General features: G+C 58.4%; 20 protein-coding genes and 1 pseudogene. 20 read left to right on the forward strand and 1 reads right to left on the reverse strand.

What is annotated here, in order from left to right:
* Positions 1 to 160: 160 nt before the first annotated feature.
* The 20 genes from ACFTOW_RS01820 (at position 161) to ACFTOW_RS01915 (ending at position 17,784) form a co-directional block, all read left to right on the forward strand.
* A protein-coding gene (locus ACFTOW_RS01820; RefSeq protein ID WP_379912487.1) for an IS5 family transposase occupies positions 161 to 929 on the forward strand; the annotation gives its coding sequence in 2 pieces (ribosomal slippage) (positions 161 to 483 and positions 482 to 929; 771 coding nt in all).
* 67 nt (positions 930 to 996) lie between these two features.
* Entirely contained in the window at positions 997 to 2,163 is a 1,167-nt protein-coding gene (locus ACFTOW_RS01825) for a sigma 54-interacting transcriptional regulator (protein ID WP_379912489.1), read from the forward strand.
* Between the two features lie 12 nt (positions 2,164 to 2,175).
* On the forward strand, positions 2,176 to 2,514 hold the full coding sequence (gene fliE, locus ACFTOW_RS01830) for a flagellar hook-basal body complex protein FliE (RefSeq protein ID WP_379912491.1): 339 nt from the start codon (positions 2,176 to 2,178) through the stop codon (positions 2,512 to 2,514).
* A 44-nt stretch (positions 2,515 to 2,558) separates the two neighbouring features.
* The gene (fliF, locus tag ACFTOW_RS01835) at positions 2,559 to 4,406 is read left to right on the forward strand and encodes a flagellar basal-body MS-ring/collar protein FliF (RefSeq protein WP_379912493.1); all 1,848 of its coding nucleotides are present in this window, start codon (positions 2,559 to 2,561) and stop codon (positions 4,404 to 4,406) included.
* 23 nt (positions 4,407 to 4,429) lie between these two features.
* The gene (gene fliG, locus ACFTOW_RS01840; protein WP_379912495.1) at positions 4,430 to 5,470 is read left to right on the forward strand and encodes a flagellar motor switch protein FliG; all 1,041 of its coding nucleotides are present in this window, start codon (positions 4,430 to 4,432) and stop codon (positions 5,468 to 5,470) included.
* Positions 5,470 to 6,363 carry a FliH/SctL family protein gene (locus ACFTOW_RS01845; protein WP_379912497.1) on the forward strand — a complete coding sequence of 298 codons (894 nt, stop codon included), beginning with the start codon at positions 5,470 to 5,472 and terminating at the stop codon, positions 6,361 to 6,363. The genes fliG and ACFTOW_RS01845 overlap by 1 nt, the downstream gene beginning before the upstream one ends.
* Before the next feature lie 2 nt (positions 6,364 to 6,365).
* A complete protein-coding gene (locus tag ACFTOW_RS01850; protein WP_379912499.1) occupies positions 6,366 to 7,694 on the forward strand; it encodes a FliI/YscN family ATPase in 1,329 nt (442 codons plus the stop codon).
* Positions 7,694 to 8,113 carry a hypothetical protein gene (locus ACFTOW_RS01855; RefSeq protein ID WP_379912501.1) on the forward strand — a complete coding sequence of 140 codons (420 nt, stop codon included), beginning with the start codon at positions 7,694 to 7,696 and terminating at the stop codon, positions 8,111 to 8,113. The genes ACFTOW_RS01850 and ACFTOW_RS01855 overlap by 1 nt, the downstream gene beginning before the upstream one ends.
* Positions 8,114 to 8,248: 135 nt before the next feature.
* Positions 8,249 to 10,444, forward strand: a complete 2,196-nt coding sequence (locus tag ACFTOW_RS01860) for a hypothetical protein (RefSeq protein ID WP_379912503.1) — start codon at positions 8,249 to 8,251, stop codon at positions 10,442 to 10,444.
* 22 nt (positions 10,445 to 10,466) lie between these two features.
* Positions 10,467 to 11,063, forward strand: a complete 597-nt coding sequence (locus ACFTOW_RS01865) for a flagellar basal body-associated FliL family protein (RefSeq protein WP_379912505.1) — start codon at positions 10,467 to 10,469, stop codon at positions 11,061 to 11,063.
* Positions 11,064 to 11,078: 15 nt separating this feature from the next.
* A complete protein-coding gene (fliM, locus tag ACFTOW_RS01870) occupies positions 11,079 to 12,056 on the forward strand; it encodes a flagellar motor switch protein FliM (protein ID WP_379912507.1) in 978 nt (325 codons plus the stop codon).
* 22 nt (positions 12,057 to 12,078) lie between these two features.
* Positions 12,079 to 12,378, forward strand: a complete 300-nt coding sequence (fliN, locus tag ACFTOW_RS01875; RefSeq protein ID WP_379912509.1) for a flagellar motor switch protein FliN — start codon at positions 12,079 to 12,081, stop codon at positions 12,376 to 12,378.
* A gap of 31 nt (positions 12,379 to 12,409) precedes the next feature.
* Positions 12,410 to 12,709: a hypothetical protein gene (locus ACFTOW_RS01880; RefSeq protein ID WP_379912511.1), complete on the forward strand. Its 300-nt coding sequence runs from the start codon at positions 12,410 to 12,412 to the stop codon at positions 12,707 to 12,709.
* Positions 12,710 to 12,758: 49 nt separating this feature from the next.
* Complete coding sequence (gene fliP / locus ACFTOW_RS01885) at positions 12,759 to 13,502, forward strand: flagellar type III secretion system pore protein FliP (RefSeq protein WP_379912513.1); 744 nt, start codon at positions 12,759 to 12,761, stop codon at positions 13,500 to 13,502.
* Between the two features lie 4 nt (positions 13,503 to 13,506).
* Positions 13,507 to 13,773: a flagellar biosynthesis protein FliQ gene (gene fliQ / locus ACFTOW_RS01890; RefSeq protein ID WP_379912515.1), complete on the forward strand. Its 267-nt coding sequence runs from the start codon at positions 13,507 to 13,509 to the stop codon at positions 13,771 to 13,773.
* Positions 13,770 to 14,591: a flagellar biosynthetic protein FliR gene (gene fliR / locus ACFTOW_RS01895; protein WP_379912517.1), complete on the forward strand. Its 822-nt coding sequence runs from the start codon at positions 13,770 to 13,772 to the stop codon at positions 14,589 to 14,591. Before fliQ ends, fliR begins: the two co-directional genes overlap by 4 nt.
* Complete coding sequence (locus ACFTOW_RS01900) at positions 14,591 to 15,742, forward strand: EscU/YscU/HrcU family type III secretion system export apparatus switch protein (RefSeq protein ID WP_379912519.1); 1,152 nt, start codon at positions 14,591 to 14,593, stop codon at positions 15,740 to 15,742. Before fliR ends, ACFTOW_RS01900 begins: the two co-directional genes overlap by 1 nt.
* Positions 15,739 to 15,972, forward strand: a complete 234-nt coding sequence (locus ACFTOW_RS01905) for a hypothetical protein (protein WP_379912521.1) — start codon at positions 15,739 to 15,741, stop codon at positions 15,970 to 15,972. Before ACFTOW_RS01900 ends, ACFTOW_RS01905 begins: the two co-directional genes overlap by 4 nt.
* Before the next feature lie 214 nt (positions 15,973 to 16,186).
* A complete protein-coding gene (locus ACFTOW_RS01910) occupies positions 16,187 to 17,020 on the forward strand; it encodes a hypothetical protein (protein WP_379912523.1) in 834 nt (277 codons plus the stop codon).
* The gene (locus ACFTOW_RS01915; protein WP_379912525.1) at positions 17,020 to 17,784 is read left to right on the forward strand and encodes a hypothetical protein; all 765 of its coding nucleotides are present in this window, start codon (positions 17,020 to 17,022) and stop codon (positions 17,782 to 17,784) included. Before ACFTOW_RS01910 ends, ACFTOW_RS01915 begins: the two co-directional genes overlap by 1 nt.
* 137 nt (positions 17,785 to 17,921) lie before the next feature.
* On the opposite strand, the pseudogene ACFTOW_RS01920 reads toward ACFTOW_RS01915, so the two are convergent.
* Positions 17,922 to 18,356: pseudogene (locus tag ACFTOW_RS01920) on the reverse strand (IS66 family transposase); the annotation flags it as partial.
* Positions 18,357 to 18,434 lie beyond the last annotated feature (78 nt).

Here is an 18,434-nt window from a genome sequence, read left to right on the forward strand (position 1 = left end):
TCGCGGTGGCGACGCGAGCATCAAGTCGCTGCCGCCATCGCACATCGAAAGACTCGCCATAATGCGCAACTGTAGTACTAGGCAGCACACCCATTAAACCTTGTTTTACTGTATAGGTTTGTGATTCACTCTCGGGCGAATACCGAGCGGGAGGATGCAAATGGCGCGATCAGACATGAGCGATCTTGAATGGGAATTCATCAAGGCGGTCTTGCCCAACAAGACAAGGGGCAAGAAGCGGGTTGATGACCGCCGCGTGATCAACGGCATTTTTTACGTCCTGCGCACCGGCATCCCTTGGGCAGATCTACCAGAGCAATACGGCCCACCGACCACGGTCTACAACCGCTTCAACCGGTGGAGCTATGCGGGCCACTGGGACCGGATCATGGAGGCTATCGCTGACGCGGATAACGTTGACATGGTGATGGTCGATGGGACCAGCGTACGCGCGCATCATTCTTCCACCACGTTAAAAAAAAGACCCGCGCCGCTGTTTAGGTCGCTCACGGGGCGGATTAGGAACGAAAATACATGCACTTACCAATCAGGACGGGTTGCCGATCCGATATGAATTGACGCCGGGCCAAGCCCATGACGCACCCCCGTGCAAGACGCTGCTCGACAACTTGCAGCCCGGCCAACATGTGTTGGCGGACAAGGCATATGACGCAGACTGGATCAGGGACATAATCTGGGAACAGGGCGCTATCGACGTGATCCCTCCCAAGGCCAACCGAAAACTGCCTGCCGAATTCGACGCTGAGATTTACCGGGAGCGCAACAAAATCGAGCGCTTCTTTGGCAGGCTAAAAGCTTCGTTCCGCCGCATCGCAACCCGATACGAAAAGACGTCACGCAACTTCCTGTCGATGGTCAAACTGGCATCCGTCAGGCTCTGGATCGAGTTTTATGAGTCGGCTGCCTAGATATAAATCCGCAACCTCCCCTCTTTTGGCACATAGCTTGCCTTTAATATTACAGGAGGTGGATGCGATGTATCGAGTCGTTATAGAAAGTAAAAAATTTCGAATGGGCCAAGCTCTGGCTGATACGTTGTCAGAGCATGCAGTCTCGGTGCGCCGTGTTTGTGACGCAAGCAACGATGAAAAACGCCACAACACGGATTTCCTTATCCTGTCACAGGCGCATGCGGATGTGCTGGGCGGTCAATCCGGCGTAGTAGAGCTGGCACGCAAGATGGGCGCTCGATCTGTGCTTGTGGTCGATGAGGCGGCAAGTGGCTTTTCCATCACACCCGAACTCGGGGGCAAGATTGTTCGCGTAGGGTTCGGCGATAACGTCTGCAGGAAATATGCATTGCTGTTCATTGCAACGCTGGTGCATGGGTCCGGTCGCGCCATCGTGCGCAACCCCCAGGTCAAGACGCTTTTTGCAATGGCAGCACGTGTCGCCAAATCCGATGTCAGTGTCTTTATCAACGGTCCCACCGGCAGCGGCAAAGAGGTCATTGCACGGTATATCCATAGCCAGTCAAAGCGCGCGAGCGGCGAATTCTTGGCGATCAATTGTGCGGCCATCCCCGAAAACATGCTGGAGGCGATGCTGTTCGGCCATGAAAAGGGATCGTTCACCGGGGCATCCAAGGCCAATGTCGGCCTTATACGGGCTGCGGATGGTGGCACGTTGCTGCTGGATGAAATCTCGGAAATGTCGCTTGGCTTGCAGGCGAAACTTCTGCGCGCGCTCCAGGAACTTGCTGTAACGCCGCTTGGCGGCAACCGTCAGATCAAGGTCGATGTGCGGATCCTTGCCACGTCGAACCGCGACATGCCGGCAGAGTGTCACGCCGGGCGCTTCCGCGAGGATCTGTTCTATCGGCTAAACGTGTTTCCCGTTGCAACCATGCCGCTATCGGCTCGTCGCGACGATATTCTGCCCATCGCACAGGAACTGTTGGTACGGCATGTCAAGGATGTTGCCGAAATCCCCTTGCTGGCGCCGTGCGCAGTGGCCCTGTTGGAGGCGCATGACTGGCCGGGCAACATCCGCGAGCTGGAAAACGTGATGCAGCGCGCACTTGTTCTGAAAAGCGGTGCGATCATCACCGCTGACGCCATCATGATCGACCAGATCGTCAGCACGTCGCCCATTGTTCAAACCGCCATGCCAAGCGCGTGGTCCGGTGCGCAAACGCTATAGGAAACACAGGATATGAACAGGATCGACCCGATAACCTCGACCATGTCGCTGAATGCGGCGGATGCGATCAATCGCGCCCGAGAAATGACGGCGCGGGCGTCCGGTGCGATGCCGGCCACCCCGTCAAATGAGCTGAGCTTTGCGGACAGGATGAAACAGTCGTTGGATACGATGGCGAATGCGCAAACCGAAGCCGCTCAACTGATCCGCGACTTCGAAACCGGCAAGGAAACCAATCTGACCAAGGTGATGGTTGCGCAGCAGGTTTCCTCGCTTGGGTTCCAGTTGACGCTGAACGTCAGAAACAAGGCTTTGACCGCATATAAAGATATCATGAACATGCCCGTCTAGGGGCAGGAAATATATTAGAAACATGTGCTTAAGAATTCTAATCCATGACGGATAATTCCACAAACACGTCTCTCGCCCCGGCGCGAAGTGGCTTTACGCAGCGCGCGACCATGGCCATGAACGACCTGCGCATGTTCTACATGCAGCCGGCGGTACAGCGCGCTTTTCCCGTCGTGGCGGCCGCCATTCTGGTGGTTCTGGGGCTGATCTTTTATGTCGCGTTGCAGACGCCGCAGCGCACGACGCTCTTTGCATCCCTGCCAGAGGCCGAGAAGGCCGCGGTAATGGATTCCTTGCGCAATAACGGCACCGATGTACAGATTGATCCCGTCAGCGGAGACGTGACCGTTCCCATTGCGGATTATTACACCGCCCGCATGACCCTTGCAGCGCAGGGGTTGCCGCAGTCTATGCCAGATGGCTACAGCATGTTGACCGATATGCCGATGGGCACCAGCCGGTCTGTCGAAAGCATGCGCCTGAAGCAAACTCAAGAAATCGAACTTACCCGATCGATTAATGAGATCGACGTTATTGCCGCGTCGCGCGTGCACCTTGCTATCCCGGAACGCTCTGCTTTTGCGCGCAATGCACAGGCCCCCACCGCGTCCGTTTTTGTGCAAGTGAAGCCGGGCCGCAGCCTGTCTTCCCAGCAAGTGATGGCGATCGTGAACCTTGTCTCGTCCTCTATTGCCAATTTGTCCAAGACAAGCGTGACCGTAGTGGATCAGAACGGTCGGCTCTTGTCCGATACGGTTGACGATCCCGCAACCACCCTTGCCGATCGACAATTGGAATACCAGCTCAAGCTGGAGGAAATCTATCGCGCGCGCATCGAAACACTACTCACCCCGATCGTCGGGCCGGGCCACGTATCGGCACAGGTCAGTCTGGAAATCGACTTTACACGTCGTGAAGTGACCGAGGATCTAGTCATGCCCGGCGAATCAGGCCTGCTTAGCGAACAGAACACGCTCGAAGAGGAGGTGGTGGAAAGCTCCAGAGGGATTCCGGGTGCCGTTGGGAACACCCCGCCACCAAACCCGGGACTTGAAGGCGATAATGCGAATGCCGATGCGCCTGATGCGGGTGAGGGCGAGGACGCCGCCGATCAAAATGGCGGGGCCGAGGCCGGGCAGAATGACGATATTGCGGGCACCGTGACAAACGGCGAAGGCACCCGTCTGCGATCCACGAACAATATCAGAAACTACGAGATGAGCCGCCGTGTGTCATCGGAAAGCAGCCCGCTTGCCCAGATAAAGGGGGTCCATGTTGCGGTTCTGGTACGCGAACGCCAGCCCACAGCGGAAGCCACGGAAGAGGGCGCACCGACCGACATTTCCGTGGGCCTAGATCCATCCCGCATTGAAGATGTGAAGGCGCTGGTTGAACGCACCGTGGGGATCAATGCCGCGCGCGGTGACACGCTGATCGTGTCAAGCCTACCGTTCATTTCGCCCGAAGCCGTGATCGCGTCAATGTCTGAGGGCACGGAATTCTCGTGGTACGAGGATCCGTGGGTGCGAGAGATGATGCGCAACCTGTTGATGTTGATGGTTCTGGCAGTCGTGGTTCTGGGCCTGATCAAGCCACTTCTGACACAGTTCCTTGCGGCACCGGCAGACGGGCAGGGGGAGAATGTAATCACGACGGAGGATGGCAAGATCATCGACATGGACACGATCGAATTAGAAGAAGGCCAATCCCTTGAAGAGATCAAGTCCAAGCTCAAGCCGAAGAAAAGTTCGATCTCTGTCGAGATGCTGGATACCGCCAACAGCTATGACGACAAGGTCGCTCTGATCCGGATGATCGTGGGCGACGAGGCCGGCCGCGTTTCGAACGTCTTCAAGGCAATGATGGAAAAAGACATGGACCAAAGTACGTGATCTAGGGGTAGGGACTGAAACGGATGGATGGCACCAATATCGAACCAACCGATGCATTGGAAATCACGCAACGCCTGAGCGGGACACAGAAATCCGCGATCCTCATGATGTTGCTGGGCGAAGAGGAAGCCGCTGAGATCCTCAAGAACCTCAGCCCGCGTGAGGTACAGCATCTGGGGGCGGCCATGTATTCGGTGCGCAATACCGATCAGGAAACAGTCAATGCCGTGCTGGACGAGTTTCTGGCCATCATCAAGCAACAGACCAGCCTTGGGCTTGGAGCGGGGAACTATATCCGAAACGTGCTTTACCGCGCTTTGGGCGAGGACAAGGCACAATCCGTTCTCAGCCGCATCACGCCGGCAAGCAGCGAGCGGCCGATCGAAATCCTCGACTGGATGGACGCGCGGTCGATCACCGAACTTTTGCAGGATGAACATCCACAGATAATCGCCTTGGTGGTGTCCTATCTGGATTACAGTCTTGCCTCGGATGTTCTGAACCTATTGGGCGAGGAGTTGCAGCCAGAGATCGTGCTGCGCATCGCGACGTTGGAAACCGTCGACCCCGAGGCCCTGCGCGAATTGGAGCAGGTCATGCAGAAAAAGTTCAAGGCCAACACCAGCCTGCGTTCGTCCAAGGTCGGCGGCGTGAAGGCGGCGGCAAAGATCATGAACTTCACCAAGTCCAATACCGAGCGCCGGATCATGGGCTCTATCAAGCGCCGCGACAAGGATCTGATGCAGGCGATTCAAGAGAACATGTTCACCTTCGACAATCTGGGCATGTCCGACGACCGGTCCTTGCAGACCCTTCTGCGGTCCATCGATACCGAGGATCTCATCATGGCCCTGAAAGGCGCTGATGAAGAACTTCAAGACAAGCTGTTCGGCTGCATGTCGTCGCGTGCGGCGGCCAATATCAAGGACGAAATGGAGGTTCTTGGCCCTGTTCGCCTGACCGAGGTGCAAAGGGCGCAGGTCAAGATCATCGAAGTGGCCCGCAAGATGGCGGATGAAGGCACGATCGTCCTTGCAGGCCGCGGCGGCGAGGAAATGGTGTGATGTTTTACTCCACGTCCGATCTGAAGGCCTCGACAGAGAAGGACGGCTACGTCCGGGCCAATGTGGCCGACGTCCTGCAAGGATTGCAGGGCCGTGGGTTTGCCAAGGATGGCGACATGCCGCGAAAGGCCGGCGGGTCTTTTCGTCACCTGACATGGAGCGATTTGGCGGTTGAACTCCCGGTCGAGCCGGACCCTGCCCCCGAAGACCACGAACCTGACATTTCACATGGTACGGATACAGCCGACACCTCGAAACATTCCGACACGGCCGGGGCGGACGTGCCAGCCGCCGGGCCGAACGACGGTCCCCCGACCGAGATCGACGACCCTTCCCATACGGCACCGGATGTCCCGGTGCCGGCCGAGCCGCCTGCGCCAGCGGTGGACGAGCAGATGTTGCAGAAGATACGCGACGATGCCTATGCCGAAGGGCTGTCGGCAGGCAAAGCCATGACCGAGAGTGAACGCGAGGCCGAGCTGGCGCAGCAATTCGACCGCTTGCGCGACCTGATCGAGCGCTTGGACGCCACGGATGTTCTGGATATCGCAACACTCTCCAAAAGCCTGAAGCGTGCGGTTCTCGATCTTGCCTCGCAGCGGGTGGGTTTGCTGCTGACAGAGATGCCGGATATCTTGGTAGAGCGGATCGAGACGCTGGTGCAGAACCTATCTCATCTGTCTGGACAGCGCGAACTGTTTTTGGCGCCGGAAGATGTTCCACTTGTGCAGGGCCGCTTTGTGAAGCGTCAGCATTCCCCGCAACTTCATATCATCGCAGATTCAGCGTTACGGCGCGGCGATGCGCGGTTGCGCATCGGCGGCGCCGAGATGAGCGATCTGATGAGCGAGACAGAAAAAGCCGCCGCCAAACCCGAGGCAGAGACGGTTTGAGCATGTTGAACCTTACAGATCAGTTCACCCTACCGCTCCACGAGGTTTCCGAAGGTCAGTCAAGGCTGAGCGGGCGCGTTTCAAGATATGACGGCTTGCTGCTGGAATGTGACGGCTTTCCGGTCTCGGTGGGATCTGTCTGCACTGTCCAGACAGATCAGGGCGATCATGTTCTGGGCGAAGTGATCGGCTATAACGAGGGCCGCAACAAGTTGGTCTTGTACGAATCCGGCGCGCCGGTGCGGGCGGGCGCGCGGGTCGATCTGCTGGATCAGGGCACGTCGGTTGATGTGGGCGAGGCGTTTCTGGGGCGTGTTGTCGATGCGCTTGGGCAGCCGCTTGACGATCAGCCGATGCCCGTGGGGGCGGATCGCGTTCCGTTGAACGGCAGGATGCTGAACCCGCTGGCGCGAAAGCTTATTCCCGGAGCGTTGGACGTGGGGGTGCGCGCCGTCAACGGGTTGCTGAGCATTGGCTGCGGCCAGAGAATCGGGATCATCGCCGGCTCTGGCGTCGGCAAATCGGTTTTGCTGGGGATGATGGCGCGCCATACATCGGCGGATGTGGTGGTGATCGGCCTGATCGGGGAACGCGCCCGCGAAGTGGGCGAGATGGTCCGCTCGGTTATGCATCTCGAGGCCAGAGAGCGGATCAGCATCGTGGCGGTGCCTGCGGACCGGTCCGCGCTTTTGCGGATCAGGGCCGCACGCCGCGCCACCGCGCTAGCCGAGCATTTCCGCGATCAGGGCAAGAATGTTCTGTTGATCATGGATTCCCTGACACGGGTGGCCCATGCGCAGCGTGAAATCGGCCTTGCTTTGGGCGAAGCCCCCACATCAAAGGGATATCCCGCATCGGTCATCTCGATGATCCCGACCTTGATCGAACGCGCCGGCATGGGAGTGGGGGCGCATTCCGGGTCGATCACCGGAATTTACACTGTGCTAGCGGATGGCGACGATGGCAACGATCCTGTTGTCGATACCGCGCGGGCCATTCTGGATGGGCATGTGGTGCTTAGCCGGTCGATCGCGCAAATGGGCATCTACCCCGCGATCGACATTCCCGCCTCTATCAGCCGGGTGATGAACGATATCGTCCCGCCGCAGCAACAAGCCGCGGCCCGCAAGTTCAAGCGGATGGTGTCGCTATATAACGAGAACCGGGACCTGATGTTGATGGGCGGGTATATCTCGGGGCAGGACAGCGATCTGGACGAAGCGGTGTCTTTATGGCCGCGGCTGGTGGAGTATATCCGTCAGGATCCAGATGCCCGCGCGGATATCAACGAAAGCGCCCGATTGCTGACCTCTATCGTGGGGCGGACCTGATGGGCGAGCGCAAGGCGAAACTTCTGCGGAACATGGCCCTGAAGGAACAGGCGCGCCTGCCTCATTTCGTGCAGCGGCAACAGGCGCTGCAAGTGGAAATAGATCAGATCCGGGCCTTGCTGGAACGCATGAAGACGCTGCGCGATTACGCCCGCGATCAGACGGTGCAACAGGCCCACAAGCTGCACACCAACCGGTATTACGAACTTCGTCTGATCGAAGAGACCGAAGCGCTGTCGAACAAGCTGGATTTCCTCTTGGTCGAGATGACCAACGTCACCGAGGCGATCGCCCGCATGAGCCACAAGAAGCAGCTGGTTTCCGACAAGGCCCGGCAGGTTTTGAAAGAAGCTCAGCAAGAACGGGAAACCATGATCGAAGCCTCTCAGACGACGTATCGCATGGTTCAGAGGTCATGATTTCCGGGGCTCTGCGGGGCGGGAATTTTCCGTCACGGCGGGTTGATTGGCATCTGTCTTGCAGTGCTGGTCCTAGTCTCTGATTGAATTGGAATTACGATGACGGCTACGCCGCTTATCAAGGATCAAAGCGTTGTGGCATTCCCGTCTGCGGGCGGCGCGAGGGCTGATGCCGCCACGGTGGGTGACGCCATTTTCGCAGAGATCTTTGCGGCGCTCGGCCTGCGTGGTCCTGACCGTCCGGGCGATACGCCTGCGGGGCCGCCCTTGGTGCCGGCGGCCGGCGGCGAACAGCCTGGGGACGGTGATCCTGTGACGGGTGATGTCGCCCTGTTTGCCAAGATGATGCACCGCGCCAAGGCCGGTTTGGTCGCGCCCGAGGCCGGCGATTCATCGGATATCCCGCAGGCCGTGGATGTGGCGATCCTTGGCGGATCCGAGGCGCACCTGTCTGTTCTGCGCCTGATCGGGGATCCGGACGCCACCGATATCCCCGTCGATCTTGATAAGGTCGTGGCGTATCTTGCGCGGCTTCTGAAGGGCGATGCGAGCGGGGCGGATGCCGCGCTGTCGGGTGCCGCGTCCGAAGGTGTGCCGCAGGAATCCGGTGCGGTTCTGGAACTGGGGACGCCGCTTGAAGTGGGCGTTCCAGCTGAAACCGACGGCAACGCTTTGGCCGCTTCAGATGTCGAATTGGCGCTCATGCAGGTGGATGGGCGTTTGGCGATCATGGTTGCTGGCGCGCTAGGGCGTATCTCAGATGAAATCGCGGCCTATGCCAACACCATAGGTCTGGCAGTATCTGCGCCGCAGCAAACGACAGGGCGGGCCGCGCCGCTGGTAGGGGCTGAGGGGGCGACCCTTGCGCAAGCATCGACAGGCCCTGTCATAACAGCAACGATGGCGGTAATCCCGCCAGAGGGGCGCCCGCTGACAGTTATGGGGCAAGCGGCTACGGCATCTGTCAATGCCGCGGCCCTGCTGGAAAAACCAATGGCGCCGGTCAAACCGGACGTTTCGGGCGCAATGACCAGTCAAAAAACTGACACATCCGTTGCGCCGCTCGTCAATAATTTGACGCTCAAGCCCGATGCTTTGTCGGCAACAGCCGTGTCCGGCGATCCGCTGATCCGAATTGCGGGTCTTGCGCCGGGTGCCGAGCTGGCTGGTCTGGGCGGGGACGCGTTGCGTGAAGGCGGGACCTTCCAGCCTGCATCACTGGATGCCGGGCCAAAGCAGGGGGCTGTGTTGGTGTCCTTGTCCGGGCCGCAAGCCGGGCCTGCGGATCAGGGCAATATGCAGACGGCGCCCGTTGTGCCGACAGCTGACCGCGACCTGATGTATCTTGATATTGCGAGACCTATGCGTGAAGGCGGGACCTTCCAGCCTGCATCACTGGATGCCGGGCCAAAGCAGGGGGCTGTGTTGGCGTCCTTGTCCGGGCCGCAAGCCGGGCCTGCGGATCAGGGCAATATGCAGACGGCGCCCGTTGTGCCGACAGCTGACCGCGACCTGATGTATCTTGATATTCCCAAGCCCAATGTCGTTTCTGCTGTGCCGCTCGTGATTGCGGCCAATATGAAGACAGGGCGCATGCGTAGCCTTGAACAGGCGGGCGGCCAACTCTCCGACCAACGCTCTGGCCTCGTGCCGCAACCGTTGCCGGGGTCGGAGATCCTTGGCGCGCGACCAACCGATCAGGCCCGTGCAGCCGCGGCGCGGATCGCGCGTGGCGATGCGCCCGCGAACGCCGTGACGGATCTGAAACCGGCCACGGCCCCGGACCACAGGGCAACCGGGCAGGCCGCCAGTGACATGGCCGGGCCGCCTGTCGCGCAATCGGGCACGCAGACGCCGGCGGGTTCTTCTGGGGCAGCCTCGGCTGCGCCAATGGCGCAGAGCAGCGGCTTGCCGGGGATGCTGGATGTCCGGCGTCAGGGCTGGACGCAGACACTCGTTCAAAGAGCTGCGGGCATGGTGCAGTCGGGTGGCGTTCTGACCTTGAAGATACTTCCCCAGCATCTGGGACAGATTACCCTGAAGATGAGCGAAGGCCGCCGTGGTCTTGATCTGCGGATCGTTACCGAAGTGGCATCGACCGCGGCCATGTTGCGCGGAGTTGAAAGCCAGATTTCAAGCGCCTTCGAGGGGGCTGGTCTGCTGCTTGGAGAGTTTTCCGCCAATTCCGGCAAGGGCGGCGGGACCGCTTTTGGCGATGACGGCGATGATGGTGATCCAGCCTTGGCCGGAGAGGCCGACGTGGATGAAACCGACGCCGACACAATCTCCAATGACACTGCACAGCATTCCTTGCTGAACATTATCCTTTAAGCACACGAACCGAGGGCCCCTGATGGCTGATGATGAAGACGAGCCTAAGAAGAAATCTGGTATTATGAAGATTCTGATCTTCGTGGTGGGGGGGCTCGTGGTCCTTGGGATCGGGCTAGGCGCAGGCTATGTCCTCTTCGGATCACAGCAGGGTTCGCCCGAGCAACTGGTGGCAGACATTATCGAACGCAATAGCCGGGCCGCCGCCCAGTCCGAAGACGAGGAAGACGCGGAAGGTGGCGAAGGCGAAAGCCGCCCGAAACCCGAGAAGGTGACCAAGGAAAGCCCCAAGGACGAGGTTTTCCAGACACTTTACTACGAAATTCCCGGCACGATGACGACCAACCTGCGGGATTCCCGTCGGTTTCTTCAGATCGGGGTGGGTGTCTCGACCCGGTATGACGACGAGATCCTCAGAAATGTCGAAACCAACCTGCCGGCCATCAAGGCCGCGATCCTTGCGACGTTGAGCGGCTACGGCGAAGAGGATGTCATCGGGCGCGATGCGCGCAAGGCGATGTCCGTGGAACTTACCAAGGTGATCAACGAGGAACTGGAACTTCTTGAGGGCTTTGGCGGCGTCGAGAGCGTTTTGCTGACATCCTTTGTGATGCAATAGTCTGAGCGGTTTTTGATGTCGTCAAAAAAACTCACTCAGGATGAAGTAGATTCCTTGATCAGCAGTCTCGATAAAGAAGGCGCAGCATCCTCTTCCAAGAAGGGCGTTGCGGAAAAGGACGTTCGGGAATTCACCTTTGGCTCTGACGACCTGTCGCTTTTGGGTGATTACTATGCGCTGCGGGTCATAAATGAGCGGTTCGCCCGCCTCGCAAGATCGGTGTTCCAGCCGATGTTGCGTGTGCAGCCGCGCATCGCTTCGCTGATGCCACGGGTCCAGACGTTTGACGAATACTGCCTAGACGCCAAACCGTTGATGAGCCTGACGACATCGCGCATCGACGAGTTGCGCGGCAGCAAGATGATGGTGATCCAGCCAGAGTTCATCTCTACCTTGACCAACGCGTATTACGGCGGCGATCTGGGGTTGAAATACCAAACGCGCAATGACTTCACCGCGACGGAAGAGCGTGTGATCGAGATCATCACACAGGGTCTGAATGACAACCTGTTGACGGCGTGGCAGGATCTGATGCCGCTGACCTTTTCGGACCAGTCGCGCGAGGAAAACCTGCAATTCGCCTCCTTCGTGGATGGCAGTGATACGGTGATCGTCTGTTCGTTCGAAGTACAGCTGCCCAAGATCGAGCCAGCCACGATCGACATTCTCTATCCGCTTCAGACGCTCAAGCCGATTGCGGCGCAGCTGCGGTCGCGCATGCAATCCGAGGTGATAGACGATGATCTGACATGGCGCGAGCGTCTGGAACTGGCCGTCTCGCAGGTCCGCTTGCCTATGAATGTCCAATTGAGCAAACCCAAGGTCTCGCTGCGGCAACTTCTTGAAATGGAGGCGGGAGACGTTTTCCCGGTCCATCTGCGCGAGGGCCTGACCGTTCTGGTGCAGGGCGACGAGATGTTCATGGCGGATATCGGCGAAGTCGGCGGTATCAGCGCCATCACGATCACCAAGAAATGGACAAGCCCCAGATAACACGAGAGAGAGAGAGATTTCCATGTCTGACAATGAAATCGAAGCACCCACCCTCTCGCGCGAGAGCGAGAAACTGCGCGCGCTGGAAAATATCGAGGTTGAGATGTCTGTCGAAGTGGGCCGCACCGAGATTTCGATCAGCGACCTGCTGCGCCTGAACGAAGGGTCGGTCGTGGAACTGGATCGGCTGGCGGGCGAGCCGCTGGACATCCTTGTGAACGGAACGATGATCGCCAAGGGCGAGGTCGTGATGGTCGGCGAGCGTTTCGGCATCCGCTTCTCGGATATCGTGGACCCAGAAAAGCGCGTGGACAAGATTTGATGTCGCGCCTTGGGCACAGTGTCATGGGCTAATGAACATGTCGTTTCTCTCACCGGATCTGAAAAGCATCTTGATCGTTCTGGCGTTTCTGGGGGCGCTTCTTGTCCTGCGCCAGATCATCGTTGCCAAGGCGAGCAGCATCAAGCAGACCCTTGGGACGCAGGATCAACGGATACACCTGCTGGACGTATACCGGGTCGAGAAAACGCTAAAGCTGTCTCTGCTCGATATCGAGGGAAACCGCGTGGCCGTGTTGCACGGGGCAGGGCGTCAGGCCGCCTTACTCAAGCTTGAAGCCGTTCAGGCGGAAAAGAGTGCGCCGGATGCGTGATCTGCGGAAAGTCACTTGGCCCGCGCCGGTCTTGAAACCGTGCCTGATCATGGTCTTGGTCAGCCTCGCGGTCTTGGCGCTTTTGCCGTCGCAGCTTTGGGCGCAAGCGTCTGTCGAAGGTTTGCCTGCTTTGAACGTCACCACCGGCGAGGATGGTGAGACGACCTATTCACTGTCATTGCAAATCCTTGCCTTGATGACGGTGCTGACGATCCTGCCTTCGTTCCTGCTGGGGGTGACGGCCTTTACCCGGATCATCATCGTACTGTCGATCTTGCGGCAGGCATTGGGCACCCAGCAAACGCCGCCCAATCAGGTGCTGATTTCAATCGCGCTGTTCCTAACGTTCTACATCATGGCGCCGACCTTTGAAGAGATCTACACGCAAAGCCTGTCCCCTTATCTGGATGGGCAGACGTCTCCGGTGACCGCGATCGAAAGTGCCGCGTCGATCCTGCGGGAGTTTCTCATTCTCAACACGCGCGAGTCTGATCTGGCGATGTTCGCCGAGATGGCCGGGGATGCACCCTATCAAACAAATGACGACGTGCCTTATTCGGTGTTGTTGCCCGCGTTCATCACATCGGAACTGAAGACCGCGTTTCAAATCGGCTTCCTGCTGTTTCTGCCATTTCTGGTGATCGACCTTGTCATCGCGTCAATCCTGATGTCGCTTGGCATGATGATGCTGAGCCCGATGCTTGTGGCTCTGCCGTTCAAGCTGTTGCTGTTCGTTCTGGTGGACGGGTGGGCCATGACCGTCGCGTCGATCGCATCCACTTATGTGAACTAGCCGCATGGAATTTGACTCCAACATAGAAAGCCTGCGCGGCGCATTTTGGCAGATCATCATGGCGGCAGGGCCGATCCTTGGCGTGGCCCTGTCGGTGGGTTTGGTGATCGGCATCCTGCAAGCTGCAACATCAATCAATGAAATGACGCTGAGTTTCGTTCCCAAGCTGGTGATCGTGTTGATCGCGATGGCGTTGCTGTCGACATACATGATGCGAGAAATGGTGGATTATTTTGCAGCGATCTTCGAGCAAATCCGCCTGTTGAAATGATCGCGCAAGCCCCAAACCTTGACGACCTTCTGGGGATCGGTGGCATCGAGCTTCAGCAAGTCTTTGACCTTGGGCTTGTCTTTTTCCTGCACACCCTGCGTCTAAGCGCCTTTTTCCTTTCGGCGCCGTTCTTTGGTGCAGCGGCGATCCCGCTTCAGGCCCGTATCATCATCAGCATCACGGTCTCGGCAGCCCTGTTTGGCTTGATCGAGGTGCCAGATCCCAACAGCCTGCCCTTTCTTGCGATGATCAGGGTCGTTCTGGTCGAAGTGGCGATCGGTCTGGCGATGGGGCTGATCCTGACCATCCTGTTTTCCTCGGTGGCGTTGGCCGGCGAAAAGATCGCGGCCTCCGCCGGTCTGGGGTTTGCGGCGCAGGTCGATCCGAATTCAGGTGGGCAGACGCCGGTTGTCAGCCAGATCCTGAACCTGTTCGCGATCGCGGTGTTCCTGTCGCTGAACGGTCATCTTTACTGCATTGCGATGATCCGCATGAGTTACGAGATCCTGCCGCTTGGACAGCCCTTTGCCTTCGATCAGCTTGTCGGGGCCGGGTTGGATGCCGCGGGGCACATGTTTGCGATTGCGTCCACCTTGATGCTGCCGGTGGTTTCCTTGCTGTTGCTGGCCAATTTCACCGTGGGTGTCGTAACCCGCTCCGCGCCGCAGCTGAACCTGTTCTCGTTCGGGTTTCCGCTCACCATCCTTGCGTGTTTTTTCGCGCTCTATTTCTCAACCACGCCCTTCAGTCTGGCCATTCGCGACATGATTGATTTCATGTTCATCTTTCTCGAAGACAGCCTGATGGATGCGGGCTGATGGCGGAACCGGCAAGCGACGGTCAGGAAAAGACCGAAGAACCCACCCCGAAGCGGCTGGAAAAGGCCAAGGAAGACGGGCAAATCGCAAGCTCTAAAGAGTTGTTCGTCTTCTCGACGCTGTTCGTGGGCTTTCTGCTGTACCTGCTTTTGTTGCCCTTCATGCCAAACATTCTCATGGAATGGGCGTCGCTGTTCCGGTTTTCCGGGGAAAACGGATTGCAAGACGAGACGTTTCGCAATCTTTCCTCGGGGTTCGTTTTCATTTTCTGGAAGTCGGTCATCTTTGCGTTTCCATTGCTGATCGTCGTGATCCTGACGCAAATGACGATGTCCGGCTCGATCAACTGGTCCAGCTCGGCGCTGGCCTTCAAGGGCAATCGGATCAACTTGCTCAAGGGCCTCAAGCGTATGGTGTCGGTCAAGGCGCTGGTCGAGATGCTCAAGGCAATCGGCAAGGTCGTCTTGCTTATCAGTGCCGCCGTTTTGGTGTTCGCATGGCAAAGCGACACGCTTTTGATGTCCCAGCACACGCATCTTTTCGGGGGGCTATCGCGGATCGGGGATGTGTTTTTGTTGCTGCTCATCGTGTTTCTGCTGGTTCTGGCGGGGATGGGCATCATCGACGTGATTTGGCAGCAGTATCAGCACACCCAACAGCTGCGTATGACCCTTCAGGAAGTGAGGGATGAAAGCAAGCAGACCGAAGGCTCCCCCGAAGTCAAAGCCAAGATCCGCCGCTTGCAGATGACCGCAGGGTCACGCGCCAAGCAAAGAAAGGCCGCGATGGAAAGCGTGCCGACGGCAAGTGCGATCATCACCAACCCGACCCATTTTGCCGTGGCCTTGAAATACGAGGTCGGCTCGCCCGGCGCTCCGTTGATCCTTGCGATGGGGCGCGGCTTGCAGGCGCAGGAAATCATGGAGATCGGCAAGACGGCCGGGGTGACGATTTTCCGCAACGAGCTTCTGGCGCGGGCGCTGTTCTTTGCGGGTGAGATCGGCGAGGAAATCCCGCCCCCTCTTTATGCCGCCGTCGCGGCTGTGCTGGCCTTCATCTACCGGCTGAACAAGGAAGAGGATGTCGAGGCCCCGGACGTGGACCTGCCCGACGAAATGCTGTTCGACGAAAACGGAAAGGCACTGTCATGAAACGCAAGCCGCCACCGCGCCGCCGCCATCGCAGCAGGGGCGAGTTGATAAGCACCTTCACGTTTCTGGGCGTGGGTGTGTTCTTTGCCGGGGAAACCAACGTCCTGCTGTCCGAAGGTCAGCGACCACAGGCGGCGATGATGGGGCTTTTCTGCGTGTTGTGTCTGGCCGGCGCCGCGCGGTTTCATATCCACAACCTGTGGGACCTGATCCAGAGCAGGCGGCGATGACCGACGGCAAGAAAAAACCACGTATCGTGTGCGGCGATTGCCGGCATCTCGGGGTCACGTATCAACCGTCCCGGCCGTGGCGTTGCGGCTTTTTCGGATTCAAATCGCAGGATTTGCCGGCGCGTGTGGTGCTGCGGGAGACTGGCATGGAATGTGCATATTACACCCCGCGGGCGACTAGCCCAAAAAAAGCATGATCACAGGATCCGCAGACATGGCAACACGAGCGTCCAACAAGCCGAAAACACCCGATCTTGATGAAAGCATCCAGATTGCGCTGGATGCGGCTGATGCGTCGATGGACGTGACAGCAGAATTCGAACGTATTTCGTCGCAGTTCAGCGCGACCGCCGACTCAACGCAGCGGCTGGCCAAGACATCGCGGATCGCATTGGCGTCGGGTCTTGGTGTCGCGGTGCTGGCGGTGGTGATCATGGGCTTTGTCTGGCAGCGCTCGTCGTCTGGGCTGGAACGGCTGACGGCGACCAACACCGAATTGCTGACCATCCTCGCCGAGAATGTCGATGAACTGGGAGGCGGCATTCAGTCCGTTGTCGAACTGGGTCAAAAGATCGACGACGCCAACGCGCTCATGGTCGAGATGCAAACCGAGCTTGACGGCCTGACCGTTGCCTTGGCGCAGGTCGAAGATATCCAATCCCAGCTTGTCCAGTTGTCCGAGGGCCTTGCACAGATCGAAACCGTCGACATGACCGCCGAACGCACCGAGGCACAGACAGCGGCCCTGGGTGACCGGATCGGTACCCTGAACGGTGAGCTTGCGATGAACGTCTCGACCAATCTGCGGGATGCGCTGATGGAGCAAACAGGGGAATACCGCAAGGTGATCTCGGATTTGTCCGAGGCGATGACGACGGCCTCGCCGAGCGGTCTTGATTCATCTGCAATATCAGAGTTGGAGGCGAGCATCGAAAGCCGTCTGAACGGGTTGAACATGCGGTTGAACCAGATCACCAAATCAGCGTCACAGGCCCCCAAGCCGCGCAAACAGCCAAGCCCGACAGCTGATGTGATCAAGTTTCCGTAATGGATACACAAGCCTCCGGTGCGCCCAACGAAGACATAAAAGAGGCCGCCGAGCCGGGGCCGGTCAGGCTGGGGAAGACCAGCGGCAAACGGGTGAGCAGGCGCTACCTGCTAGCCGATAACGACATCATCCTTGCCGTGAACGGCACTCCTTGGAACAGGATCGGTTCCGTCACCGAGGCAATCGCGCGCGTGCTGGATCGTGGCCAGCGCCCTGTGTTACTGACGGTATATCGCGACCAAAAGCTTTTCAGCCTTTTTGTGGACGCCCCGATTGACTGCCAGACCGAAGTTGTGCCTGCGCAAGAGGCACAGGATCTGCCAAGTGCCGGGCTTGAGCGTCCGGTCTGGGAGATACGCGGCATGTCGAATTTCGCCGTCTTTATCGATAACCTTGATAATGCCGATATTTTCGAGATGCGCAGGTCCTTTCTGGCCATGGCCTTTCCCCCTTTCTGGCTTGTGGCGCGCAGATTATGGGCGGTGCTGGTCAGTATGGTCTGTGTAGTTCTGACCGCTTTCATATTGAACAAGGTGTTCGGAATTCTGGTATATCTGATCTTGTGCATCTATATCAGCCGCAGACAGTTCCAGATGTTCGAGTTTGCGATGCGCAGCGAAGGCAAGCAAAAGCGCATGGTTCTGGCTGCGTCTGCCGAGGCAGAGGCGCAGAAATTGGCCATGGCCTTTCACAGCGCGCTGAAATTCAAGTTTCCGTTTCCGGAAACGGCACAGACCGATCCCGAAGAAGTCAGTGTCGTCTGAGACGACACCACAGCGATAACCAAAGCGCAAACCCAGATGGCGAAGTGGCGTTTCATTCCTTTGGCCCGGCGTGAAATTATGCTGAGATATGCGGGATTTTGGGTGATGCGGCCGTAAGCATCCGGCGTAGGCCGGGGTCATGCGGCGAGTTGGCGCTCCGATGCCTGCCAATTCCACGGCAGAAGGTCCGGCACCCGTGAAGCCGTTGTGTTGGGGAGCCTGGCGAGGACGTCGGCGAGCCAAGCCTGTGGGTCTATGTCATTCATCTTTGCCGAGACGATCAGGGAATACATGAAGGCAGCACGTTCGCCTCCACGCTCGGAGCCGGCGAATAGCCAGGATTTCCGTCCCAAAGCGATACCGCGCAGTACGCGCTCGGCGGCGTTGTTTGTCAGGCAGATGCGCCCATCCTCAAGGAACAGCGTGAAGGCATTCCACCGGTCCTTCTTGAACATGTAGCTGATCGCCTTGGCGACGGGGTTGTGCTTCGACATGGTGCCTTGCTCGGCCCACATCCAGTCGCGCAGATCCTCGACCAGGGGGCGGACCAGTCGGTGCCGGGCGTCGAGCTGTAGCGCGACAAACTTGATGAGAAGAGCGCGTCAATCAGGATGAGAATCCTTGGTCGCGACGCTTGAGAAGATGCCGCC

The organism is Lacimonas salitolerans, from assembly GCF_042677865.1.
Classification (GTDB): Bacteria; Pseudomonadota; Alphaproteobacteria; order Rhodobacterales; family Rhodobacteraceae; genus Lutimaribacter; species Lutimaribacter salitolerans.